Raw genomic sequence first — 23,408 nt, 5'->3', positions numbered from 1 at the left:
CCTGGCCTCCCTAGATCCCGACCGCCTTGCCCTCGCGGGCAGTTACCCGGCCGCGCAGCACGGTGGCTGTGACCTCGGCCGGGAACGTCATGTCCTCGAACGGCGTGTTGTTCGAGATGCTCGCCAGTTCGGCGCCGCGCACCGTCCACTCGGCGTCGGGGTCGACGAGGGTGAGGTTGGCGGGTTCGCCGACGGCGATCGGGCGGCCGTGGTCGTCGAGTCCGACGATCGCGGCGGGCTTCTCGCTCATCACCTTCGCGACACCGCGCCAGTCGAGCAGACCCGGCTGCACCATCGTCTGCACGATGATCGACAGGGCCGTCTCGAGGCCGAGCATGCCGGGGCGCGCCACCGCGAACTCGCAGCACTTGTCCTGTTCGGCGTGCGGGGCGTGGTCGGTGGCGACGCAGTCGATGATTCCGTCGGCCAGGGCCTGACGCAGCGCGGCGGCGTCGGAGGCCTCGCGCAGCGGCGGGTTCACCTTGTTGACCGCGTCGTAGGTCTCGAGGCGCGAGTCGTCGAGCAGCAGGTGGTGCGGGGTGACCTCGGCGGTGATCGAAATCCCCTGGGACTTGGCCCATTTCACCAGCTCGACGGTGCCCGCGGTGGAGGCGTGGCAGATGTGCACGCGGGCACCGGCGTCGCGGGCGAGCAGGGCGTCACGCGCGACGATCGACTCCTCGGCGGCCCGCGGCCAGCCGGCCAGACCGAGCCGGGCGGCGTTCGGACCCTCGTGCGCGACGGCGCCCTTGGTCAGGCGCGGCTCCTCGGCGTGCTGGGCGATCAGGACTCCGAGCGAATTCGCGTACTCGAGCGCGCGCCGCATGATGAGCGGGTCGTAGACGCAGTGCCCGTCGTCGGAGAACATCCGCACCTGGCCGACACCGGCGGCCATGGTGCCCATCTCCGCGAGCTGCTTGCCTTCCAGGCCGACCGTCACCGCGCCGACGGGGAACACGTCGACCAGGCCGACCTCCTGGCCGCGCCGCCACACGTGATCGGTGATCACGTGCGAATCCGCGACCGGACTGGTGTTGGCCATGGCGAACACGGCGGTGTACCCGCCGAGAGCGGCCGCGGCGGAACCGGTTTCGATGGTCTCGGTGTCTTCGCGGCCGGGTTCGCGCAGGTGGGTGTGCAGGTCGACGAAGCCGGGCAGCAGGATCTGGCCGTTGCCCTCGATGATCTCGGCGTCGTCGGCGGCCGTGAGACCGGAACCGATCTCGGCGATGACGGTGCCGCGCACGAGCACGTCGACCGGCTCGCCCTCACCGTAAGGCTTCACGTTCTTGATGAGCAGCTCAGTCATACCGTTTCCTCCTGACCGACGAGCAGCCGGAACAGCACGGCCATCCGCATGTGCACACCGTTGGAAACCTGCTGCAGCACAGCGGCTTTCGGTGAGTCCGCGACGGCCGAGGCGATTTCCATGCCGCGCAGCATCGGACCGGGGTGCAGCACCACCGCGTCGTCGTCGAGCAGCGCGAGCCTGCGCTCGGACAATCCGTAGTTGATCGAGTATTCGCGGGCCGACGGGAAGAACCCGCCGTTCATCCGCTCCGCCTGCACGCGCAGCATCATCACCGCGTCGGCGCCGGGCAGTTCGGCGTCGACGGAGGTCGCGACCCGGCAGGGCCAGGCGTCGACCCCGACCGGCAGCAGCGTGCGCGGCGCGACCAGCACCACTTCGGCGCCGAGAGTGTCGAGCAGCACGACGTTGGACCGGGCGACCCGGCTGTGCAGGATGTCGCCGACCAGCACCACCCGCTTGCCCTCGACGTCGCCGAGGCGCTGACGCAGAGTCAGCGCGTCGAGCAGCGCCTGGGTGGGGTGCTGGTGGGTGCCGTCGCCGGCGTTGATGATCGACGGCGCCTGGCGGTTCTCCTCCTTGGCCCACTGCTCCATCCAGCGCGCGATCTGATGCGCCGCGCCCGAGGCGGGGTGGCGCACGATCAGCGCGTCGGCGCCCGCCGCGTGCAGGGTGAGCGCGGTGTCGCGCAGCGATTCGCCCTTGGAGACCGACGAACTCGACGCGCTCACATTGATCACGTCGGCGCTCATCCACTTACCGGCGACCTCGAAGGAGACGCGGGTGCGGGTGGAGTTCTCGTAGAACACCGTCATCACGGTGCGCCCGCGCAGGGTCGGCAGCTTCTTCACTTCGCGGCCGAGCAGGGCCTGTTCGAAGCGTTCGGCTTCGTCGAGCAGTTCGGTGGCGGCGGCGCGATCCAGGTCGGCGACGGTCAGCAGGTGCTTCATTTCGCCTCCTGATGCAGGTAGACGCCGTCGTGGCCGTCGTGTTCGGTGAGCAGGACCGAGATGTCCTCGGCACGCGAGGTCGGCACGTTCTTGCCCACGTAGTCGGCGCGGATCGGCAGTTCGCGGTGGCCTCGGTCGATGAGGACCGCCAGCTGCACGGCGCGGGGACGGCCGAGGTCGCGCAGGCCGTCGAGGGCGCTGCGGACGGTGCGCCCGGAGAACAGCACGTCGTCGACGAGGACGACGAGGGCGTTCTCGATGCCGCCGTCGGGCACCGAGGTGCGTTCCAGCGGACGGTGCGGACGGCTGCGCAGGTCGTCGCGGTAGAGGGTGATGTCGAGCGAGCCGAGCGCGGGCCGGACGCCGGAGAACTCCTCGATCTTGTCCGCCAGCCGGTTGGCCAGGGTGGTGCCGCGCGTGGGGATTCCCATGAGAACCACCCGCGGTGCGTCGGCGTCGCCGGAATCCAGGGCGGTCTTCTCGATGATCTGGTGCGCGATGCGCGCTACGGTGCGTTGCACATCCGACGGCGACAACAGCTCCCGCCCAGCCGCCACCCATTCCGGGGTGTGCCGCTGCGATGTTTCGCCCGCGCCGGTTTTGGCCGCCCGTTCGGGCACAGCCATGCCGACCTCCTTCCCCGCCTCACCGGACGGTCCGTTAAAGGATGTCTAACTCGCGCTCCACCCTATCAGCGCCGGAACCCGCCTTTGACCAGGTCGTCCCACCTGTGAGCACGGCCATGGGGCGCGACTGGCGACAGTGGGTGCGGTGACGATCACAGCCCGATCGAAAGCCCTGCGAGCGCGGTGATTTCCAGCCGCAGGGCGACAGGGCGCTGTCTTGTCGGTCACCGGAGCGCCGACTACACTGTGATGCGCACCACATGCGGTAGCGCGGAGGTGGTGTCGCCGTTCAGCGCAAGCGTGGTCCGATCGGAGTGCCGGGCCACGGTGATCTTTGCGACCCCCTCTCGACGAGCCGGGCCTGTAGTCGCTCCCTCCTGCTCGACCGCTGGACTTTGTGCCGTGGGCGGGCGATTTCGCGGGATCTTCCGCACCTTTGACAAGGAGATGACGTTATGGCTGTTGCCGTCGAACTCGATTTCCCCGGCGCGACGATGGAGCAGTACGACCAGGTCATAAAGAAGATGGGGTTCGAGCACGGAGGGCCCGGCGGGCCCGGGATGATCTTTCATCTGGTCAGGAAGACCGATGACGGCTTTCACGTCACCGATGTGTGGGAGTCCGCAGGGCAGTTCCAGGAGTTCGCCCAGACCACCATCGGGCCGCTGAGCCAAGAGGCCGGCATCACCACCCAGCCCACCATCACCATCCACGAGATCTACAACCATCTGACCCAGGGAAGCTGAGCCACCCGCCGACCGTGGGGAACTCTCACGGTCGGCGGCCCAGGTCAGGTCGTTGCCGCACGCAGCGCCTGCGCGAAACAACGTGACGACTCAGGGGCGGACGGCCTCGGTGAGGTCGATGATCGCCGCCACCGATATCGCCCTCGGAATTCTCGACCGCCTCTCCTGACCGCTCGGTGAAAACGCTTTGACGCGGCGTTCCCGGTCCGGCGACCATCGACTATGGAAATCGACATCGCGGCGACGCCGCCGGCGCGTATCGACCTGGGTGATCTGGTCGTGCGCCGGTGGCGACTGGAGGACGTGGACAGCTGTACGGAATCTTCACTGCGCCAGGCGAAGTCGCCGGTGGCATCGGGCTGCACGACCGTGTGGCGGCCGGAGCACTGGAAATCGGGTATTGGTGTCACGTCGCCCATACCGGTCGCGGCGTGATCACGCGGGCGGCGCGCGCGCTCACCGCCGCCGCCCTCGCGCTCCCCCACATCGGGCGCGTCGAAATCCGTTGCGATGCGGCCGATGTCCGCAGCGCGGCAGTGCCTCGCAGGCTCGGTTATCGCCTGGTCGAGACCGGTCTGCGCGCAGCCGGGGCTCCGGGGGATTCCGGTCGCTATCAGGTCTGGGCGACCACCGCATAGGGCTCGTGACGCGCGTTCTCGACGAAACTGCGCGCCACGGCCGAAGCCGTCCGCTCGGATACGACACGTTTACGGAAGTGGTCGTCCGCCAGTACCGGACATGCTTGCACGACTTCAGGTAGGCAAAACGGAGGAGCGCAAGGTGGGAGCAGGCATCGTCGCGACGCTGCTGGTCGGCGTCGGAATTCTGCACATCGTGCCGGGTGTGGTCGCGTTGTCGCCGCGACGGGCGAGCACCGCCTATGGCACCGAGGTCACAGACAAGGATCTGGAGCTTCTCCTGCGTCATCGCGCGGTGTTGCTCGCGACGGTGGGGTTCGGGTTGGTTCTCGGCGCGGTGGTTCCTGCCGCCAGGACTGTCACGCTCACGGCCGGAATCGTCAGCACCGCTTCGTTTCTCGTGCTCACCGCGGTGATCGGGCCGGGCAAACTCAACGCGCGAACCCTTCGGGTGGCCCGTGCCGACGTGATCGCACTCGTGGCGCTGGTCGGCGCCGGTCTGGTCGTCCTCGCGAATTGAACGCCCCACCCGGTGAAGACGGCAGTCAACTCCAGGTCGCGGCGGCGGGGTCGATGCCATTGGCTCGGGCGTTGGCGTCGATGACGGCGCACAGCCAGCGGGTCAGGCCAGGTGCGAGGGAGTCGTAGAAGTCGGTGTAGCCGGGCTCGGTGCGGTAGGTGCGGGCCAGACAGACGTGCATGGCGTGGGTGCAGTCGAAATAGACCGCGAGGGAGGCGCGGTGGCGTTCGGCGAGGGTGTCGGCTTCCGGGCTGCCTGGTGTGACACCGTCGCGCAGCGCCGCGGCGAGGTCGGTGTGCAGGGCGGACAGGTCGTCGGAGATCTTGCGCCAGTCCTCGGGCGTGCGGTCGGCCACGCGTTCGGCGTACTGCGCCCACTGCGGAGTCTCGCCCCAGCGTTCGCGGGCCTGCTCGACCCACGTCGGTTCCCATCCCTCGCCGAAGATCGCGACCTGGTCCTCGGCGGGAAGCAGGATGCCCGACTCGCGTGCCTCGATCAGCCGATCCACCGCATCGGCCATCCCGCGTAGCCGATGGATGCGGGCCTCGAGTTCGGCGCGCTGCTCGCGCAGGGTGCTGAGAGCGTCGGCGGTCGGTGCGTCCAGCAGGCCCGCGATGTCGTCGAGGGGTACGCCGAGTTCGCGGTAGACCAGCACACGGTGGGCACGCGCCACCTCGGCCGCGCTGTAGAGCCGGTACCCGCCGGGGCTGCGCTCCGACGGGCAGACCAACCCGATCGCATCCCAGTGATGCAGGGTGCGGGTGGTGACACCGAGCAGCCGCGCCGTGGCGCCGACGGTGCGTGGCGAGGTGGTCACGACCACCATTGTGCCGTCATGGCCCCTCGATCCCCATCGACCGCAGGTGCTCGGCCGCCGGGCTGTCCGGGTCGTACGGGCGGGCAGCGGTCATCACCACCCGCGTCTGCTCCGGTGTCACCACCTCGAGTTCCATCGAATTCCACGGCATCACCCGCGGGCCGACCGTGCACCCCGGCACCGCGCGCTCGCACGCTTCGGCGATGCCGTCGATCTCATCGAGCACGCAGGAGAAACTCACCGTGAGCCCACCCGGTCCTTCCGCCTGCGCCCCCGGCACGAGAAGCACATCCTGAAACGCCCACCGCCGCAGGTGCGTCACCTGCCCCGGCGCGGTGAAGAAGTCGAAGAACCCGAGCCCCTCCACCCAGAATTCCACCGACTTCGCGATATCGGCACACGGCACGATCACGAACATCGGCATCCCATAGATACCGCGGAACGGTTGCAGCGCAACAGCATCTGGACCGGGAACGGGCACCGGGCTCATCTCGAAAGCTGGAAAGTTCATACGAGCGATCGTCGAGCCTGACGTTACGTGAGGGTCAAGTCTGCCGCGTCGAGCGCACCGAAGTTCCCGGTCGGGCAGTCGCACGAGCGAGTCGGCGATGAATTTCGGGCGGGGTCGTCGTCGGAACATGCGTCAGATGTCGACAGAGAGGTGTTCGCCGATGGTCAGGAAGTTTCGGTTCGGGGTCGTCGCTCCGCTCAGGAGTGAGGCGCAGGTGTGGCGGGAGCGAGTTCGGCGGATCGCCGGGCTCGGGTATTCGACCCTGTTGGTGGCCGATTTCCCGCTCACGCAACCGGCGCCGGCGCCCATGCTCGCCACCGCTGCCGCACTGACAGACCTGCGCGTGGGGACCTGGGTGTATGCCTCTCCCCTGCGCCCGCCGTGGATGACGGCCTGGGAAGCGCATTCGCTGTCGCTCCTGACGGACGGCCGGTTCGAGATGGGAATCGGCACCGGCCGCAGTGGCATCGAGGACGAGTTGCGGGACAAGGGCCTGCCGATCGTTCCGCCGGGTGAACGGCTGGCCCACATCCGGGAAACCGTCGACCGGCTGCGCGAACTCGACGGCCCGGACCGGCGCACCCCGGTGGCGATGGCGGTGTACGGCCCGAAGGCGCGGGCCCTGGCGGCCGAGATCGCCGACACGGTCACCTTCCCGCTAGACGATCGACCCCGGAACCAGGTCGAGCGGCTGACCCGCGAATTCCGCACCGGCAACGGCCCCGAGCTGGCCCTGGCCGTCCCGGTGATCGGCGACACCGTCGCCCCGCACATGGCCCACCCCGCGACCGATCCCGCCGCGCTCCGCGCCGCCGACGCCCTGACCGTCCTCCCCGACGACCCCGCCGCCGCCATCGACGAAATCCGGCGCCGCCGCGAGGAAGCAGGCTTCTCCTACATCGTCGTCGGCGCCGACTTCGCCGAACGGTTCGCCCCGGTGGTCGCCGCGCTCGCCGGGACATAGGACCTCGCGGGAGTGCCGATCACCCGCACTGGCGTACGGAATCCCGGTCGGCAGGTATGCGAACATACGTTCGAATACGCGCTAGAATGGCGGTCATGTCGATGCCCCTGCAAGGTTCACTGTTCGACGGTGAGGCGATTGCGCTGGGTTCGCTGGACGCTCTCCGGCGGACCCAGCTCGACGCCACCGCCTGGGTCGATGTCGCGCCCGGATGGTTGAGCGGGGCGAGCGAGGTGTTCGATCGACTCGCCGAGCGGGTGCCGTGGCACGCCGAACGCAGGCCGATGTACGACCGGGTGGTCGACGTGCCGCGCCTGATCTCCTTCTTCGGCGAACACGATCCCCTGCCGGATCGGGTGCTGGTCGAGGCCCGCGACGCCCTCACCGAGCACTATCTGCCCGAACTGGGCGAACCCTTCCGGACCGCGGGGCTGTGCTTCTACCGCGACGGTCGCGACAGCGTCGCCTGGCACGGCGACACCATCGGCCGTGGCGCCACCCACGACACCATGGTGGCGATCGTCTCCGTCGGCGCCCCGCGCGCCCTGCTCCTACGGCCCCGAGGAGGCGGCGCCAGCGTCCGCTTCACCGCAGGTCATGGCGACCTGCTCGTGATGGGCGGCGCGTGTCAGCGCACCTGGGAACACGCCGTTCCCAAGACCGCACGTCCGGTCGGTCCACGCATCAGCATCCAGTTCCGCCCCCGCGGCGTCCGCTGAACCGCCGCCGACGGCTCCTCACCGGGGCGTGTTCAGCACCGAGCGAACCATGTCCTGAACGGCCGCCCGTAACCGCGCGACCTCCCCGGCCCTGGCCATCTGCTGGCCGAGGTCGCCACCGATCGACGAAAGCAGCAGCGCACCAACGGTTTCGGCGTCGAGATCAGGCCTGACCTCCCGGAGGAGCGTGCTGATGTGCTCGGCCCAGAACGCGTGGAACTCCTCGGTGCGCGGATGCGGCGGCATCGCGCGGTACGCGGCGATCAGTTCGACATGATCGGTCACCAGGCAGGTCATCGCATCGAAGAACGCGAGCAACCGGTCACCGGCGGGCGCGCCGGGGCCCAGCGGCGGCGGGCCGTCGAGAACCCGCGTCATGAGCTCGGTCGCCCCCTCCGCGATGAGTTCGTAGAGCAGGCCCGAGCGGCTACCGAAGCGATGGAAGATGGTGCCCTTCCCGACCCCCGCCGCCGCCGCGACCCGGTCCATGGTCACGCCGGCGGCGCCGTGCTCGTCGAGCAGCGCCATGGTCGCCTCGAGAATTGCCCGCCGGTTGCGCGCGGCATCGGCTCGTTCGACCCGACGACCCTCGCCCATCGCACTCATTTCCTCGGCACATGCCGATCCGTTGACAAAGTTGACCGACGGTCCATATCGTCTCTCACCGAGAGAACTGGACCGTCAGTCAACTTATGGAGTTCCGTTGCAAGCAATCGTAATGACCACCACCGGCGCGCCCGAAGTCCTGGTCGTCGAGGAAGTCGACACCCCACGACCAGCGGCGGGTGAGGTACTCGTCCGGATCGAAGCCGTCCCGGTGCTCTACCCGGAGACCCTGCTGCGGTCGGGAGCCTTCCCGTTTCCCGCGCAACTCCCCGCGGTGTTCGGGTTCCAGGCAGCCGGCACCGTGGTCGAAGTCGGTGCCGACGCGGATCCAGGGCTCGTCGACGCGCGCGTGGTGGTGTCCACACCCGGATACGGGTCGTATGCCGAATATGTCGCGGTGTCGGCGGATTCGGTCACTGTCGTCCCGGCCGGTCTCGAACTGGACGCCGCCGCGGCGATCCTGATGGCCGGGTCGGTGGCGACCGCGCTGTTCGACACCGCGGCGCCGAGCGCAGGGGAGACCGTGCTCGTCGAGGCAGCGGCGACCGGAGTGGGTGCGAGCCTCACCCGATTGTGCGCCGCGGCGGGACTGCGGGTGATCGCCACCGCGGGCGGCCCCGCGAAAGCCGAACTGGCCCGCGCCAACGGTGCGCACGAGGTCGTCGACCACAACGCACCGGACTGGGTGCGGCAACTACCGGCACTACTCGGTGACGACACCCTTGGCGTCGTCTTCGATTCGATCGGCGGCGACTCGCTGACACCCGTGCTCGACTTCGTCACCCCGCTGCGCGGCCGAATCCTCAGCTACGGGTGGCTCGCCGGAGCCCCGGCGCAGGTCACGGCCGCGGAGCTGATCCTGCGTGGGCTCACGCTCACCGGGTGCGCGGGTCCGGCGTGGTCGGGCACGGTGGCCGCACACGGCGCGGCGGCGCTGGACGCCGCGGCGCAGGGGCGGCTGGTTCCGGTGGTGGACGCGGTACTCCCGATGGCCGACGCCGCGAAGGCGCATCGGATGCTCGAGGATCGTGTCGCGATGGGCAGTGTGTTGTTGCGTCCGTGAATCAGCGGTCGGCAATCCGACCGGTCGGGTGTGGGCCCACGGTCACCTGTTGATCCGAAATGCGTTCTGTTGCTTGGGTATCGGACGATACTGGAGGGGCGTTGGAGTGCGCGGAACAGTGGGGTGGCGTGATGGTTTCCAGTAATGATCATGAGGTTCTGCGGGTGCGGGCCGAGGAGGCGCTCGCCGAGACCGTCGAGGAAATGCCGGGGCGGTCGCGTGGCGTTTACACGTCGGTACTGCTGGCCGGACGGCACAGGTGGCGGCTGCTGCTGCATCGTCGGCAGCCCGCGCCCGCGGGGCGGTGTGATGCGGTGATCGTCGGGCCCGGTGGGGTTTTCGCGGTCAACGTGGTGGACGAGCTGCCCGGTGAGGCGCAGATCCGGCGGTTGCGCGCACAAGCCGAACAGATGTTCACCGGCGTGAAGATCGGGCCGAACGGCAACGAATTCGTGCGCGAGACCGTCGAATTGGTGTTCGTGCTGCCACCGGGCAGGCACACCGGCGCGGACGGACGGTTCGTGGTGTGCACCGATGCCACGGTTCGGTCGTTGCTGAGTCGCAAGCCCGTGATGCCCGCCCGGCTGGCCGGTGCGCTCGCCGAACACACCGCGCGACGCAACTCCGACTACCGGGCGGTGCCCCGCGTGGAACCGGAGCAGGCACCCGCCGAGTCCGACGGCCTGCTCGACGTGGAGTCGCTGCGCACCGACCATCTGACCGGTGCGCTGCGTAAACCGTTCCCGACCTGGCTGTCGTTCCTCGATCCCGATCAGCTCGCCCTGGTGACCCGCAACCACAACGGGCCTGCCCGCATCGTCGGCCCGGCCGGATCCGGCAAGACAGTGCTTGCGCTGCACCGGATGGCGCACCGGGCGCGCCGCAGCACGGGACCGCTGCTGTTCACCACACTGGTGAAGAACCTGCCGCCGTGCCAGGAATCCGCGTTCGCCCGCCTGCTGCCGACGGTGGGTCGCGCGGAATTCACCAACCTGCACTCCTGGGCGCAGGACTTCCTCGCCGAACGCGGTATCCACCGCAAGATGGAACTGCGCCGCACCGAGACCGCGTTCAATCGCGCGTGGGCCAAGGTCGGCCGCTCGAGCCCGCTCACGAACGCCGCCCCCGATCCCCGTTACTGGCGCGAGGAGATCGATCGGGTGATCAAAGGCCGTGGCCTACCGCCCACCGAGGCGGGCTTCGACGCCTACGACGGGCTGGACCGCCGGGGCAGGCGCGTCGCGTTGCGCACCAGCCAGCGCGTACACGTGTGGAATCTGTACGTGGAATACGAGCGGATCCGCACCGAACGCCAGTGCTACGACGGCAACGACGTCATCACCGCCGCACTCGACGAACTGCGCACCAACCCGCTGCCGCGACCGTACGCGATGGTCGTTGTCGACGAAATGCAGGACATGACCCTGCAGGGAGTGCGCCTGGTGCACGCGCTCACCGGCGACGAACCGAATTCGCTGCTGTTCGTCGGCGACCGCCAGCAGCAGATCTACGCGGGCGGTTGGCGTTTCATCGATGCCGACATCAATATCGTCGGTCGCAGCGAGAAGCTCACCAGGAACTACCGCAACCGGCACGCGATCCTGAAACTGGCCGCGAGCCTGGACGGCGCCTGCCCGGTCGACGATATCGACACCCCGGACCGGCACAGCCTCGACCTCACCGATGCCGCCCTGCCCGACGGATACGCCGAACAGATCACCTGCACCAGCGCCGAACTGCCCGACCACCTTCGGCGCCAGCTCGATCGCATTGTCGCCGAGGGGATCTCGCTGTCGGACACCGCCGTCATCACGATCACCAACGCCGAGGCCGACGCCGTCCTGCGCACGCTGCGCGAATGGGGCATCGCGGCACAGGAGCTCGTCGACTACCGCTGCGCCGATACCGACAGCGGCGTCAAGGTGGGCACCGTGTACCGGGCGAAGGGCCTGGACTTCCGCGCGGTGATCCACCCGTTCACCCAACCCACCCCACCACCGCGCACCGATGCCGAGCAGGAACGCTACGACCTGCTGATGCGTCAGCAGTTCGTCGCGGTGACCCGGGCCAGGGACTATGTCTGGCTGGGGATCGTGCGCGACTGATCGGCTGTGCCGCCGTGGGAAGACGGCGAGATGTCGGTGGTTGGTCGTAAGATCGGCGCCCATGGGGAGTTTGCTGATGCCACACGTCCGCTCGGCCAACGAGCTCACGGCGCGGTGGTGCACCACCTTCGGGGGCGCGAACACGGCGGTGTCGGCGGCCGGGCTGTGGCCGTTGCTCGCCGTACTCGCGGGTGCGGCGCAGGGGCCGGCCAGGACCGAATTGGCCGCTGCCCTGGGGATTCCGGCCGATGAGGCGCATGCGGCCGGGCTGGCGATGCTGAAATCACTGGACGATTCCCGGGAGGTGTCGACGGCGATCGGCGCATGGGCGAAGGCGGGTCTGCCTGTGCGCCCGGAGTGGATCGCGAGTATGCCGGCCGGAACCGTGGGCGAGCTGGGTGATCCTGCGGCACTGGATGCTTGGGCGCGGGAGCAGACCGGCGGGTTGATCGGGAAATTCCCGGTGCCGATCTCGCCTTCGACCGTATTCGCGCTGGCCACAGCCCTGTTGGCGCGGACCAAATGGGTCACGCCGTTCGACGAGATTCTGTGGACGCCCGCAACCGGTCCCTGGCAGGGGCATCGCGGCACCGGGCTGTACCGGAGCAGCTGTCCCGACGGCAGTGTGTCCGTTCTCGGTTCGGACGTCACCAGGGTGATCGTCGCCGGTCGTGGCGAGCTGGACGTTCACCTCCTGATCGGTACCGACCCTCACCATGCCGTGGAGGCCGGTATCGCGGCACTCGACGGATCCCTGCCCGCGACGTCGGACCTCCCGGTGGGAACGACTGCGCCCTGTCTGACCGTCGAGCGGCGTGAGACCGTCGACGGCGACTCCGTCGTCCTCACGCTCCCGCCCTTCGACATCGCCGCACACCACGATCTTCTCGACCACGCCACGCTGTTCGGCCTCTCCGCCGCCCGTGACTCGTCGCGAGGGCATTTCCCGGGCATCAGCTCGTTCCCGCTCGCCGTCGAAGCCGCGGCGCAGAATGTGATCGCACGGTTCGACGCCGCGGGTTTCGAGGCCGCCGCGGTGACCGCGGTCGCCGTGAGCCTCGGCGGCCTTCCGCAACTGAACTGGGCGACGGTCACCTCGGTGAACATCGATCGGCCCTTCGGATTCCTCGCCGTCGACCGGCCGACCGGGTTGGTGCTCGTCGCGGGCCAGGTCACCACACCCCCACTCACCTGGGCACGTCCGGCGGGCGACGACCCACGGCCACCCGGAAGCGCGCCGTGGTGAAATGGGTAATCATTCTTACCGAACACGTTGCTCGGCAACAGGATTCGGAACGGCACGGGGAGGCCGTATTCTGGTAGGGGTCCGCAGTCGGGTGCTCAGGGGGTCGTGGTGATCGTCGTTGTCGCGGACGAGACCGAACTCGAAGGCGCGGAACAGATCGTCGGTGCGGCGATCCGCGACGAGGCATTCCGGGCCGGTGGCGTCGCGGTCTTCCGTTGCCATGTGCCGGAGAACCGGGGCGGGTCGGTCGAGGTCGACGCGCTGGTATGCACCCCGCAGACCGTGACCATCCTGGAGGTCAAGGGTTTCACCACCCGCCAGGAAGGCACCCTCGCCACCCCACCGAACGGGCCGTGGACCATCGACGGCGCCCCCGCGGCGCTGTATCACGCCGCGCGCGTGCCGAACCCGTTCGTGCAGGTGCGCAGGCAGGTGTTCGCGGCGAAAAGCCTGCTGCAGCAGTCCGGGATCTTCGGCTGGGTGAACGCGGTCATCGCACTGGTCCCCCAGCCGGGCGCCCAGATCACCATCGAAGAGACACGCATCGCCGACGGGTACCGCGCGGTGATCGTCGACCGCGACGACTTCACCGCGTTGCACGACTATTTCGAAGCCGAGATCGGGCGAACCGTTCGGCTCAGCGTCGAGGACGTCGCGCGGGTGTTCACGGCCCTCAATCTCGGCCACCTGCTGCCCTCGACCGACGACCTGACCGCGCAGGGGTTCCCGGACGAACTCGAAGCGGCAGCCACCAGCAAGCCCGCGGCGCCTGCGTCCCCGGCGGAGCTCGGCTCACTGTCCGGTTCGGCCGCAACGCATTCCGAGGACGAGAAGGTCGAGGCGACTCGTCACGATCCGGTGGTGGCGGGTCAGTCGCCTACGCCCGCGTTCTTGGCGGCGATCGACCGGCTGGCGAACCGGCCGCATCGGTCGGCGCCCGCATCGACCTCCGCCGCGACCGGGACCGCCCCTGTCGAACAGGAATCGGCACCGGTTGGCGCGGGGCCACCCGATGACGTGGCGACGAGCGCTCAGGTGCCGAATTCGGCTGAAGTATCGGCTGATCCGGTGTCCCAGGACCACACCACGGCACGCTCCAGCGCACCGCAACTCCGCGACGACACCGAGGATCCGGCTGACGGGCGGTGGGATGACGATGTCGACGATCGCGATTCCGGCCACGTCATCTCGCTGAGCAAGAGCGACAGCGGTGAACCGGAGCGCCTTCCTCCCGCGCCCGAGCCGATGCGCGATTCGAGCACGGCCGCGGAACCCGATGAGCGACACGATGATTCCCGCACGGCCGATTCCCGGACGCCGCGCGGCGAAAGCTGGTCGTCCGGTGCGGCCGCCGCTTCCTGGAGCGCCCCGTCGAGCACCGATACGCACTCGTCGAATTCGGGCAACTGGACCGATTGGGTCGGCCACGAGCAACACGCGCGGCGTCCGTCGCTGCGCCGTCGCTGGCGCGACTTCCGGCGTACCGGATCGCTCCAGCGCACCGGGCCGAGCGGACCGTCACTGCGTGAGCGCTGGCAGAACCGCCCTGTCCGCGAGCGTGCGGAGCGCGGCAGGAGTCTGCCGAAGATCGGTGCGGGGCTCGGCTTGATCCTGTTCATCTTCTTGTTCGGTGCCGGGTTCTTCGCCATCACGGCGGTGCAGGCGAGTCGGTTCGAGATGTCGGACTACGACCGCATGTGCGGGCCGGACAAGAAACCGTTCCCGAACGCCGCCCCCTACCAGCGCGGCGATGTGGCGCCGATCTATCTCTCCGGTCATCTCACGAGCATGGTCCGACCGGAGGATTCGAGCGCGTGGCGCCCGAGCGACCCGTCATCGGTGCAGCTCATCGCCTGCATGAAGCAGCTGGAACTGCGCGACCTCGTCCAGACCTGCCAGTACGCGCCCTCGCCCGGCGCACCGGTGGGCCGCACGGTCAACCTGTTCCGCGCCACCTACGAGGTGACCGTCTACGAGCTGCGCACCGGACGCGAAGTCGCCAAGGCGACCATGCTCGGCGAGCGCTACTCCAACGACCCGGCCAACACCGACCCCGACCGCTGCCGCGCGGCGGGCGACGCACCCGACTACCTGGGCAGGCGTCTCGGTCAACCGTCGGGCGCACAGATCGAAAGCTTCCTGGCACCCCTCGTCCACGCCCGACGCTGACCCGCTTGACCTCGAGCCCACTCGAGGTTGCAGGATCATCGGGTGCCCACGCACACCCGACACCGCGCTACCCGGCGCGGCCGCGCCTCCGCCGGTTTCCTCGTACACCCACCGGCGGAGGCCGTCGGACCACGGCCCGAACGGCGAACAGCCGCACGCTCGTTCGAGCGCGCGGCTGTGGGCGGAACGGGATCACGCGGAGACGGTGATCGTCCATTCGTGAATGGTCAGTTCCGAAGCACCCATGGTGTGCAGCGGATCGGAGTGCACGATTGCGGTTGCGGCGTCGAGGTTTTCGGCCAGCACCACATAGGCGCCGCCGGTGCCGTCGCTGAATCCGCCGCTCTCCTGCAGCTGCCCCTTCGCGAGCAGATCACGCAGGAATTCGCGGTGCGGCTCGATGACCGAGGCGTCGAACCCGGGCGCGCGCCGGGCCATCACCAGGTACTTGGCCACGCTCAGGACTCCGGTTCCTGCCGAGGTGCCCGTGTCGCCGCCGCAGCGGCCCGCACCTGCGGCGCCACCTGCACGACCTGGCCGAGCACACCGTTCACGAACGACGGGGAATCGTCGGTGGACAGCTCCTTGGCCAGCTCCACGGCCTCGTCGACCGCGACGACCGGGGGCACGTCGGTGGCGTGGAACAGCTCCCACACCGCGATCCGCAAGATGGCCCGGTCCACGGCGGGCAGCCGCGTCAGGGTCCAGTCCTGCAGGTAGGACTCGATGGTGCCGTCCACCCGGTCGAGGTCGTCGGCGACGCCCTCGACGAGGGTGTTGGTGTACGGGTGCACAGGGGCCACGCTCTGATCGCGGGTCGCGAGCTCGGCCCGCTCGGCCAGCAGATCGGAGACGTCGACGTCACGCGCCTCCGCCTCGAACAGCATGTCCACAGCACGGCGACGCGCCTTGTGGCGCGCACCGAGCTTCTTGTACGAGCCCTTCTTGTCTGCCGGGGAGTCCGCCACGATCAGGCGTTGACGCGGCCGAGGTAGCTGCCGTCGCGCGAGTCGATTTTCAGCTTGTCACCGGTGTTGATGAACAGCGGGACCTGCACCTCGGCGCCGGTTTCCAGGGTGGCGGGCTTGGTGCCGCCGGTGGAGCGGTCGCCCTGCAGACCGATGTCGGTGTGCTGCACCAGCAGCTCGATGGTCACCGGGAGCTCCACGAACAGCGGCGCGTCCTCGTGCACGGCGACCTGCACGCCCATGTTCTCCAGCAGGAAGCGCGCACCCTGACCGATGGTGGCCTCCGGGATGGAGATCTGGTCGTAGGTCTCGCCGTCCATGAAGATGTAGTCGGAGCCGTCGTGGTACAGGTAGGTCATGTCGCGACGGTCGACGGTGGCGGTCTCGACCTTGACACCCGCGTTGAAGGTCTTGTCGACGACCTTGCCGGACACGACGTTCTTCAGCTTGGTCCGCACGAAGGCGGGGCCCTTACCCGGCTTCACGTGCTGGAATTCGACGATCTGCTGAAGCTGACCGTCGATCTTCAGCACAAGGCCGTTCTTGAAGTCGCTGGTGTCCGCCACTGTCTTCGGATCTCCTCGTTCGTTACTGCGTGTCTCTGGGGGCGCCGTCGTCACTCGACGACGGTCAGGTTCTTGCTGGTGAGGGTGAGCAGTTCCGGGCCCCCTTCGCGCACCACGAGCGTGTCCTCGATCCGGACCCCGCCGCGGCCGGGAAGGTACACACCTGGTTCGACGGTCACCGCCACGCCTGCCAGAAGTGTACCGGTACTCGTTTTGGCCACTCCGGGCGCTTCGTGGATCTGCAGCCCGACGCCGTGTCCGAGGCCGTGTACGAACTGCGCGCCGTAGCCCGCGTCCTCGATCACCACGCGGGCGGCGGCATCGACCTCCGCGGTCTTGGCACCGGGTTTGAGCGCTTCCCGTCCCGCCTGCTGGGAGCGGGCGACCAGCTCGTAGATCTCGCGCTGCCAGCCGGCCGGTTCACCGAGGACGAGCGTGCGCGTCATGTCGGAGTGGTAGCCGTCGACGACCGCGCCGAAGTCGAGTTTCACGAAGTCACCCGCGGCCAGGACCGCACCCGTGGGCCGGTGGTGCGGCACGGCCGAATTGACGCCCGCGGCCACGATGGTCTCGAACGAGACGGCCTCGGCGCCGTGCTCGAACATCGCCCATTCGAGGTCGCGCGCCACCTGGCGCTCGGTGCGCCCGGGCCGCAGCAGGCCACGCTCGAGCAGGGACGCCAGCCCGGCGTCGGCGGCGGCGCACGCGGCCCGCAACTGCTCGACCTCGTAGTCGTCCTTGACCATGCGCAGCTGCTCGACCAGGCCGGAGGTCGGCACGAGCTGTAGCCCGGTGCGCAGCTCCCCGTAGGACTCGTGCTCAGCCACGGTCACCACGTGGCTTTCGAAGCCGACGCGGCCGAGTTGCCACTCGCCTGCCAGCTCGAGGATGCGCCGGGCGGTGGCGCGCGAGATCTCGGCACGGAGATCCGGGGTCTGCTCGGCCACCTGGGCGGCGTAACGGCCGTCGGTGCCGATGACGGTGCGGTCCTCGGCGCCACGCATGTCCCACGAGTGCACGAGCAGGACGGCGTTGGAGCCGGTGAAGCCGGTGAGATAGCGGATATTGACCAGATCGGTCACGAGCAGCGCGTCGACGCCGTTCTCCACCAGCAGGCTCCGCAGGGCGCCGCGCCGTGCCGCGTGGTCGGGACCCGTGTAGTCAGCACACATGAGTCAACGCTACCGCCGAACCACGGACACGTGGGCATCGAGTGCGCCATGTTCGGTTCCGGGCGTGGCACCGGCTTTTCCCGCGCCGACCTCGGCGGAGTCCGTGTGCGACAGGAGTTCTGGAGATCGGGCTGTCCACATGTGCGAAAGTTGTCCACATTCGGCGGAGAGGTCTCGATCGCCGCGGCTCGGGCCAGCACGATCGACACATGACTACTGCCGCGTTCTGCCTGCTCATCGCCTGGTGTCTGCTCCTCGGCGTGATCGATGTCCATGCCCGCCGCCTGCCCAACGCGCTCACCGGCGCTGGTGCGGTCGCCGTCTTCGGGTTCGCCTGGTACACCGGGCAATTGACCACGGCACTGATCGGTGCCGCCCTGCTGACCATGCCCTACCTGGTGACCCATCTGATCGCGCCCGCCGCGCTCGGCGCCGGTGATGTGAAGCTGGCGATCGCGCTGGGCGCCGCGGCCGCGCTGGCAGGCCCACCCGCGTGGACGTGGGCGGCCGTCGCGGCGCCACTGCTCACCGCGGTGGCGGCGGCTGTTGTGCTGGGTAGGCACTGGTTGCGGTCGGTATCGGGACGCGCCGTCGAGAGCGCGCGGCAGGTGACTACACGCAGGGTGGTACCCCACGGTCCGGCGATGTGCCTGGCCACGGTGACGGCGATGGCGCTGGCATGACAGCGACCCCGACGCGCCGAATCGCGACACCGTCCGCACCCCGCCGGCACGACGGTCCGGTGGGCGTGCGAGCAGGCACACCGCCGACGTGCCGCTCGTCACTGCGGACCACGTGCCCGACCACGGGCGCCGACATGGGAAGATGGTCGGCGTGTTGCGCTGGATAACTGCCGGAGAATCCCATGGTCCCGCTCTCGTCGCCCTCCTGGAAGGGATGGTCGCCGGAGTCGAGGTGACATCGGACGATGTCTCCGCACAGCTCGCGCGCCGTCGGCTCGGCTACGGGCGCGGCGCCCGGATGAAGTTCGAGGCCGACAAGGTCACCCTGGTCGGTGGCGTGCGCCACGGGCGGACCATGGGTGGTCCGGTCGCGATCGAGGTCGCCAATTCCGAGTGGCCCAAGTGGACCGAGGTGATGTCGGCCGATCCCGTCGACGCGGCGGCGCTGGAAGGCATGGCGCGCAACGCCCCCCTCACCCGACCGCGCCCCGGACACGCCGACTACTCCGGCATGCTCAAGTACGGCTTCGACGACGCGCGCCCGGTACTCGAGCGGGCCAGCGCCCGGGAAACCGCCGCTCGCGTGGCGGCGGGCACCGTTGCCCGTAACTTCCTGCGCCAGGCCTTCGGCGTCGAGGTGATCTCGCACGTCGTGTCGATCGGTGCCGCCGCGAACACCACCGGCGTCGTGCCCGGCCCCCAGGATCTCGATGCCGTCGACGCCAGCCCGGTGCGCGCGTTCGACGCCGAGGCCGAGGCGGCGATGATCGCCGAGATCGAGGCGGCCAAGAAGGACGGCGACACCCTCGGTGGGGTCGTCGAGGTGATCATCGACGGGCTGCCCATCGGACTCGGCTCGTTCACCAGTGGTGAGCAGCGGCTCGACTCGCGACTCGCCGCCGCGCTCATGGGTATTCAGGCGATCAAGGGTGTCGAGGTCGGCGACGGTTTCGAGACCGCGCGCCGGCGCGGCAGCCAGGCCCACGACGAGATGCGTCCCGGTCCCGACGGTGTGCTGCGCTCGACCAACCGCGCGGGCGGTCTGGAAGGCGGCATGACCAACGGTGAGGCGCTGCGCGTGCGTGCGGCGATGAAGCCGATCTCGACGGTGCCGCGGGCGCTCTCGACCGTCGACATGTCCACCGGCGAGGAAGCTGTCGCCATCCACCAGCGCTCCGATGTGTGCGCGGTGCCCGCCGCCGCCGTGGTCGCGGAATCGATGGTGGCGCTGGTCGTGGCGCAGGCCGCGCTGGAGAAGTTCGGTGGCGATTCGCTGGCCGAGACCGTCGACAACATCACCAGCTACATCAAGCGGATCAGCAGCCGTCCCCACGTGCCCGCGGACAGCCGCACGTCGTGACCACGCCGGGCCAGGAGGGGACCGCGCGCCACACCGACGCGGGCCCCTCATCGACGACCGCCGCACCCGGCACGGAGACCAGCGACGACAACCCGATCACGACCCCCACCGCAGCAGGCGGGGACGACCCGACCACGGCAGACGCCGGGGACGCGACCCTGTCTACACCTGCCACTGCGGACACCGAGGCCGACCACGCCACGGCTTTCGCCGCAGCGGCAGAGGCAGAGCCAGAGGCAGAGGCAGAGGCAGAGGCAGAGGACGACAATCCGGCCACGGCATTCGGCCACGGTGCAGGGACGGGGGACGCCGACTCGACCACGGCACCCGGTCCGGAGGCCGGGGACGACGCCTCAGTCACGGCCCCCAGGGCGGAGGTCGGGGGGAACATTGCGCACACTGCTCCGAGTACAGACTCCGGTGGCGAGAACGCGCACGCAGCAGGTGCGGACATGGCTGACGACAACGTGCCCGCGCAACCGGGTGCGGACACAGATGGCGACAACGCGCCCACGCAACCGGGTCCGGACACAGATGGCGACAACGCGCCCGCGTCACCGGACGCCGATTCCGGCGGCGAGAACGGGATCGTCGCGCGTGCTCGGGTGGTGTTGGTCGGGCCGCCCGGTTCCGGGAAGTCGACGATCGGGCGCAAGCTGGCCAGGGAACTGGGTGTCGAGCTGTTCGATACCGATGCGGGGATCGAGGCCGAGACCAGGCGGAGCATTCCCGAGATCTTCGCCGAAGACGGTGAGTCGGAGTTTCGCCGTATCGAGGAGCAGGTGGTGCGGCGGGCCGTGCTCGAGCACGAGGGCGTGGTGTCGCTCGGCGGCGGGTCGGTGCTGTCGGCGCGCACGCGCGAGGTGCTGCGCGGCGCGACCGTGGTGTACCTGGAAATCAGTGTGGGCGAAGGACTTCGGCGCACCGGGTCGAGCAATGCCCGTCCCCTGCTGAACGGTGCCGACCCCGCCGCGAAGTACCGCGAGCTGATGAAGCAGCGCCGCCCTCTCTACCGAGAAGTGGCCACGGTGCGCGTGCGCACCGACGGTCGCAGTCCGGGCCGGGTGGTGCGGATGATCCTGGCACGGTTGGGACTCGAATCGGTGCGCACCGACATCGTGCGTACCGCCGACACCACCAAGCCCACTCCCCCTTCACCTTCCACACCGGGCTCCGGCAGCAACCGTTCCAAAGCGCGCAGACGGTCCCGTGCGAGGGCGGCAGCCGCCCGGCGCGGCGAGATCCTTCCCGCACCCACGGCCCAGGCCGACAACGACGGAACCACTTCCGCCGCAGCACGACCCGCGCCGGGACGATCCGCCGCCGGTGAAACACCGCCCGGTGAGGGCAGGCGCTCGCGCCGCAACCGCTTGCGCCGTCGCGGCAGCCGGTCCCGTGCCGGCAGCGCGACCGACTCCACCCGGACCGGCGAGCCGACCGCCGACGCGGTCTCACCTGCCGACGAAGCACGCGCCGAAACTTCGGCCGGCCCCACCGAGAACGCCAGGACCACGCGCCCGAACCGACGCGGCCGCAAGTCCCAGCCGAGCACCCGTTCCGGCACCGCCCAAGGCTCCCCTGCCGCCAGCGCCGACGACTCCCCGACCGCCACCGGTCGCCGATCCGGCGGCACGGAATCGACCGGCAACCGCAGCAGACGTGGCAGCCGCGGTAGGCGTGGCGGCGCGAAACAAGCAGCGGGTGGACGCCGGAGTTCGGCGACCGATCCCGGTGCCGAAACACCCGCAGGCCCGACCGACCAGCGTGGGGCTCAGCAACCCGCTGATCGGGGGCCAGGGGAACCGGCGCCGGGTTCCTGGCGGGCGCGGCCGCGACGGCGCGCGACAAGACGTATGACCAACGACCCGAGAGAATCGGAGCAGCGCACGTGACAGAGCCGACCACCATCCAGGTCCGTACCGCCGATCCCTACCCGGTGATCATCGGTCGCGGGTTGCTCGGCGACCTCGTCGAGGCGGTGACCGCGGGCAATGCGGTGCGGACCGTGGCGATCTTCCACCAGCCGCCGCTGGCCGAGACCGCCGAGGCGGTGCGAAAGGCGCTGGCCGACACCGGGATCGACGCGCACCGCATCGAGATCCCCGACGCCGAGGACGGCAAGGACCTGGCCGTGGCCGGGTTCTGCTGGGAGGTGCTCGGCCGCATCGGGCTCACCCGCAACGACGCCGTGGTGAGCCTCGGTGGCGGCGCGGCCACCGACCTCGCGGGCTTCGTGGCGGCCACCTGGATGCGCGGGGTGCGCATCGTGCACGTGCCGACCACACTGCTGGCCATGGTCGACGCCGCGGTCGGCGGCAAGACCGGCATCAACACCGAGGCGGGCAAGAACCTGGTCGGCAGCTTCCACGAGCCGAGCGCCGTCCTCGTCGACCTGGTGACCCTGGAAACGGTGCCGCGCAACGAGATCGTCGCGGGCATGGCCGAGATCATCAAGGCCGGTTTCATCGCCGACCCGGTGATCCTGGACCTCATCGAGGCCGATCCGGAGGCCGCGCTCGACCCCACCGGTGAAGTGCTGCCGGAACTGGTCCGCCGCGCCATCCAGGTGAAGGCCGACGTGGTCGCCGCCGACCTCAAGGAATCGAGCCTGCGCGAGATCCTCAACTACGGCCACACCCTCGGCCACGCCGTCGAGCGGCGCGAGCGCTACCGCTGGCGTCACGGCGCGGCGGTGTCGGTCGGCCTGGTGTTCGCCGCCGAACTGGGCCGCCTCGCCGGCCGCCTGGACGACGCCACCGCCGACCGTCACCGCACCATCCTGGAAAGCGTCGGCCTGCCGGTGAGCTACGACGCCGACGCGCTGCCGCAGTTGATGGACGCGATGCAGACCGACAAGAAGACCCGCTCCGGTGTGCTCCGCTTCGTGGTGCTCGACGGCCTGGCCAAGCCCGGCCGCCTCGAAGGCCCGGACCCGAGTCTGCTCGCGGCGGCCTACTCGGCCATCGCCCGCGAGACACCGACGAGCGGCGCGATCCTGCTCTGAGCACGGGCCGCACCTCCATCACGCGTGGACGAGCGACGCGCTCGAAGACGCCGCCTGCCTACCCCGCGTAGGCAGGCGGCACGCCCTGCGGCGAGTTCGACGCAGCCGCCCACAGCGCACAAGCGGCGTCGACCGCAGGACCACACCTCCAGCGGTACGCCGTCCGCCTATCCCGCGTAAGCGGGGACCGGCTCCGGGGCGGCTTGGGGCTTCGCGGCTGATCTGCGCGCCCGGGCACGGCCGAAGCCCACGCCGATCATCGCGGGCAGGAACACCAGCAGCATGATGAACGACGCCGCGGAGGTGAGTTCGAACAGCGCACCCGCATCGCCGAGTTCGATACCGGGCACCTGGTCGAGGATCCAGCACACCGCGCCGCTGCCGAGCCCGGCGACCATGCCTGCCAGCAGCCAGCGGACGGTGAGGTCGGTGCCGTCGGCGGAGCGGGCGTCGCGCGCGCCCCAGGCGATGGCGGCGCCGACGATCACGATCAGGCAGGCAGCCCGCCAGAGGATGCCGTAGGTCGGCAGGGCCGCCATGGCGAATCCGAGCAGAACCCGCAGGGCGACCACTGTCGCCCCGAGTGCGATGGCACGCAACAGCCAAGTGGTCATGGGCATCACCCTAATCGGACAAAACTAGAACCGGTACCAATTCGCGGATCAG

The 23,408-nt window shown here is 69.5% G+C and carries 24 protein-coding genes and 1 pseudogene; 14 read left to right on the top strand and 11 right to left on the bottom strand.

Annotation, left to right across the window (positions count from 1 at the left end):
• Window positions 1–10 precede the first annotated feature (10 nt).
• Genes ACSVDM_RS01640 through pyrR form a run of 3 tightly spaced genes read right to left on the bottom strand, consistent with a single transcriptional unit; the run spans window position 11 to window position 2,885 of the window.
• Window positions 11–1,309: a dihydroorotase gene (locus ACSVDM_RS01640; protein ID WP_357146012.1), complete on the bottom strand. Its 1,299-nt coding sequence runs from the start codon at window positions 1,307–1,309 to the stop codon at window positions 11–13.
• Window positions 1,306–2,259 (bottom strand): aspartate carbamoyltransferase catalytic subunit, encoded by a 954-nt coding sequence (locus ACSVDM_RS01635; RefSeq protein WP_439262208.1) that lies wholly within the window; start codon window positions 2,257–2,259, stop codon window positions 1,306–1,308. The genes ACSVDM_RS01640 and ACSVDM_RS01635 overlap by 4 nt, the downstream gene beginning before the upstream one ends.
• Window positions 2,256–2,885, bottom strand: coding sequence for a bifunctional pyr operon transcriptional regulator/uracil phosphoribosyltransferase PyrR (gene pyrR / locus ACSVDM_RS01630; RefSeq protein WP_067636070.1), 630 nt, complete (start codon window positions 2,883–2,885; stop codon window positions 2,256–2,258). Before pyrR ends, ACSVDM_RS01635 begins: the two co-directional genes overlap by 4 nt.
• 455 nt (window positions 2,886–3,340) lie before the next feature.
• Between pyrR and ACSVDM_RS01625 the strand changes: the two genes are divergently transcribed.
• The 4 genes from ACSVDM_RS01625 (at window position 3,341) to ACSVDM_RS01610 (ending at window position 4,789) form a co-directional block, all read left to right on the top strand.
• On the top strand, window positions 3,341–3,631 hold the full coding sequence (locus ACSVDM_RS01625) for a hypothetical protein (protein ID WP_439262206.1): 291 nt from the start codon (window positions 3,341–3,343) through the stop codon (window positions 3,629–3,631).
• Window positions 3,632–3,853: 222 nt separating this feature from the next.
• On the top strand, window positions 3,854–4,066 hold the full coding sequence (locus tag ACSVDM_RS01620; protein ID WP_439262690.1) for a hypothetical protein: 213 nt from the start codon (window positions 3,854–3,856) through the stop codon (window positions 4,064–4,066).
• The gene (locus tag ACSVDM_RS01615; RefSeq protein WP_439262652.1) at window positions 4,003–4,269 is read left to right on the top strand and encodes a GNAT family N-acetyltransferase; all 267 of its coding nucleotides are present in this window, start codon (window positions 4,003–4,005) and stop codon (window positions 4,267–4,269) included. The genes ACSVDM_RS01620 and ACSVDM_RS01615 overlap by 64 nt, the downstream gene beginning before the upstream one ends.
• A gap of 142 nt (window positions 4,270–4,411) precedes the next feature.
• A complete protein-coding gene (locus ACSVDM_RS01610; RefSeq protein ID WP_439262204.1) occupies window positions 4,412–4,789 on the top strand; it encodes a hypothetical protein in 378 nt (125 codons plus the stop codon).
• Window positions 4,790–4,814: 25 nt separating this feature from the next.
• Here the strand turns inward: ACSVDM_RS01610 and ACSVDM_RS01605 are convergent, their stop codons facing one another.
• Window positions 4,815–5,615, bottom strand: a complete 801-nt coding sequence (locus ACSVDM_RS01605; RefSeq protein ID WP_439262202.1) for a MerR family transcriptional regulator — start codon at window positions 5,613–5,615, stop codon at window positions 4,815–4,817.
• 7 nt (window positions 5,616–5,622) lie between these two features.
• The gene (locus ACSVDM_RS01600) at window positions 5,623–6,117 is read right to left on the bottom strand and encodes a VOC family protein (protein WP_439262200.1); all 495 of its coding nucleotides are present in this window, start codon (window positions 6,115–6,117) and stop codon (window positions 5,623–5,625) included.
• 160 nt (window positions 6,118–6,277) lie between these two features.
• Between ACSVDM_RS01600 and ACSVDM_RS01595 the strand changes: the two genes are divergently transcribed.
• Together ACSVDM_RS01595 and ACSVDM_RS01590 are read left to right on the top strand one after the other, a co-directional pair.
• On the top strand, window positions 6,278–7,081 hold the full coding sequence (locus ACSVDM_RS01595) for an LLM class flavin-dependent oxidoreductase (RefSeq protein WP_439262198.1): 804 nt from the start codon (window positions 6,278–6,280) through the stop codon (window positions 7,079–7,081).
• 95 nt (window positions 7,082–7,176) lie between these two features.
• Complete coding sequence (locus tag ACSVDM_RS01590) at window positions 7,177–7,800, top strand: alpha-ketoglutarate-dependent dioxygenase AlkB (protein ID WP_067636602.1); 624 nt, start codon at window positions 7,177–7,179, stop codon at window positions 7,798–7,800.
• A gap of 18 nt (window positions 7,801–7,818) precedes the next feature.
• Here ACSVDM_RS01590 and ACSVDM_RS01585 read toward each other — a convergent pair whose 3' ends face one another.
• Complete coding sequence (locus ACSVDM_RS01585; protein ID WP_439262196.1) at window positions 7,819–8,397, bottom strand: TetR/AcrR family transcriptional regulator; 579 nt, start codon at window positions 8,395–8,397, stop codon at window positions 7,819–7,821.
• A 121-nt stretch (window positions 8,398–8,518) separates the two neighbouring features.
• Between ACSVDM_RS01585 and ACSVDM_RS01580 the strand changes: the two genes are divergently transcribed.
• From ACSVDM_RS01580 to ACSVDM_RS01565, 4 genes are all read left to right on the top strand, one after another.
• Window positions 8,519–9,469 carry a quinone oxidoreductase family protein gene (locus tag ACSVDM_RS01580; RefSeq protein WP_439262194.1) on the top strand — a complete coding sequence of 317 codons (951 nt, stop codon included), beginning with the start codon at window positions 8,519–8,521 and terminating at the stop codon, window positions 9,467–9,469.
• Window positions 9,470–9,600: 131 nt separating this feature from the next.
• Complete coding sequence (locus ACSVDM_RS01575; protein WP_439262192.1) at window positions 9,601–11,574, top strand: UvrD-helicase domain-containing protein; 1,974 nt, start codon at window positions 9,601–9,603, stop codon at window positions 11,572–11,574.
• Window positions 11,575–11,635: 61 nt separating this feature from the next.
• Window positions 11,636–12,820 carry a serpin family protein gene (locus tag ACSVDM_RS01570; protein WP_439262190.1) on the top strand — a complete coding sequence of 395 codons (1,185 nt, stop codon included), beginning with the start codon at window positions 11,636–11,638 and terminating at the stop codon, window positions 12,818–12,820.
• A 108-nt stretch (window positions 12,821–12,928) separates the two neighbouring features.
• A complete protein-coding gene (locus ACSVDM_RS01565; RefSeq protein WP_439262188.1) occupies window positions 12,929–14,989 on the top strand; it encodes an NERD domain-containing protein in 2,061 nt (686 codons plus the stop codon).
• A 192-nt stretch (window positions 14,990–15,181) separates the two neighbouring features.
• On the opposite strand, the gene ACSVDM_RS01560 is transcribed toward ACSVDM_RS01565, so the two are convergent.
• The 4 genes from ACSVDM_RS01560 to ACSVDM_RS01545 are packed head-to-tail and all read right to left on the bottom strand — an operon-like array spanning window position 15,182 to window position 17,695.
• Window positions 15,182–15,445: a YciI family protein gene (locus tag ACSVDM_RS01560; protein WP_439262186.1), complete on the bottom strand. Its 264-nt coding sequence runs from the start codon at window positions 15,443–15,445 to the stop codon at window positions 15,182–15,184.
• A gap of 2 nt (window positions 15,446–15,447) precedes the next feature.
• On the bottom strand, window positions 15,448–15,957 hold the full coding sequence (gene nusB, locus ACSVDM_RS01555) for a transcription antitermination factor NusB (RefSeq protein WP_439262184.1): 510 nt from the start codon (window positions 15,955–15,957) through the stop codon (window positions 15,448–15,450).
• Window positions 15,958–15,959: 2 nt separating this feature from the next.
• Window positions 15,960–16,523, bottom strand: coding sequence for an elongation factor P (efp, locus tag ACSVDM_RS01550; protein WP_067493585.1), 564 nt, complete (start codon window positions 16,521–16,523; stop codon window positions 15,960–15,962).
• A 50-nt stretch (window positions 16,524–16,573) separates the two neighbouring features.
• Window positions 16,574–17,695, bottom strand: a complete 1,122-nt coding sequence (locus ACSVDM_RS01545; RefSeq protein WP_439262181.1) for a M24 family metallopeptidase — start codon at window positions 17,693–17,695, stop codon at window positions 16,574–16,576.
• Between the two features lie 209 nt (window positions 17,696–17,904).
• On the opposite strand from ACSVDM_RS01545, the gene ACSVDM_RS01540 reads away from it, so the two are divergent.
• The 4 genes and pseudogenes from ACSVDM_RS01540 to aroB all read left to right on the top strand — a co-directional run bounded on the left by ACSVDM_RS01540 (window position 17,905) and on the right by aroB (window position 22,742).
• The gene (locus tag ACSVDM_RS01540; protein ID WP_439262179.1) at window positions 17,905–18,378 is read left to right on the top strand and encodes a prepilin peptidase; all 474 of its coding nucleotides are present in this window, start codon (window positions 17,905–17,907) and stop codon (window positions 18,376–18,378) included.
• A 151-nt stretch (window positions 18,379–18,529) separates the two neighbouring features.
• The gene (aroC, locus tag ACSVDM_RS01535) at window positions 18,530–19,738 is read left to right on the top strand and encodes a chorismate synthase (protein WP_067636606.1); all 1,209 of its coding nucleotides are present in this window, start codon (window positions 18,530–18,532) and stop codon (window positions 19,736–19,738) included.
• Between the two features lie 587 nt (window positions 19,739–20,325).
• A pseudogene (locus ACSVDM_RS01530) lies at window positions 20,326–21,015 on the top strand (shikimate kinase); the annotation flags it as partial.
• A gap of 611 nt (window positions 21,016–21,626) precedes the next feature.
• Complete coding sequence (gene aroB, locus ACSVDM_RS01525) at window positions 21,627–22,742, top strand: 3-dehydroquinate synthase (protein WP_067493579.1); 1,116 nt, start codon at window positions 21,627–21,629, stop codon at window positions 22,740–22,742.
• 167 nt (window positions 22,743–22,909) lie between these two features.
• On the opposite strand, the gene ACSVDM_RS01520 is transcribed toward aroB, so the two are convergent.
• On the bottom strand, window positions 22,910–23,356 hold the full coding sequence (locus tag ACSVDM_RS01520; protein ID WP_439262176.1) for a B-4DMT family transporter: 447 nt from the start codon (window positions 23,354–23,356) through the stop codon (window positions 22,910–22,912).
• Window positions 23,357–23,408: the final 52 nt, after the last annotated feature.

Origin of the sequence: Nocardia sp. JW2, from assembly GCF_051843015.1 — a bacterium.
Classification (GTDB): domain Bacteria; phylum Actinomycetota; class Actinomycetes; order Mycobacteriales; family Mycobacteriaceae; genus Nocardia; species Nocardia coubleae.
This window is presented reverse-complemented; position numbering and strand designations above follow the sequence as displayed.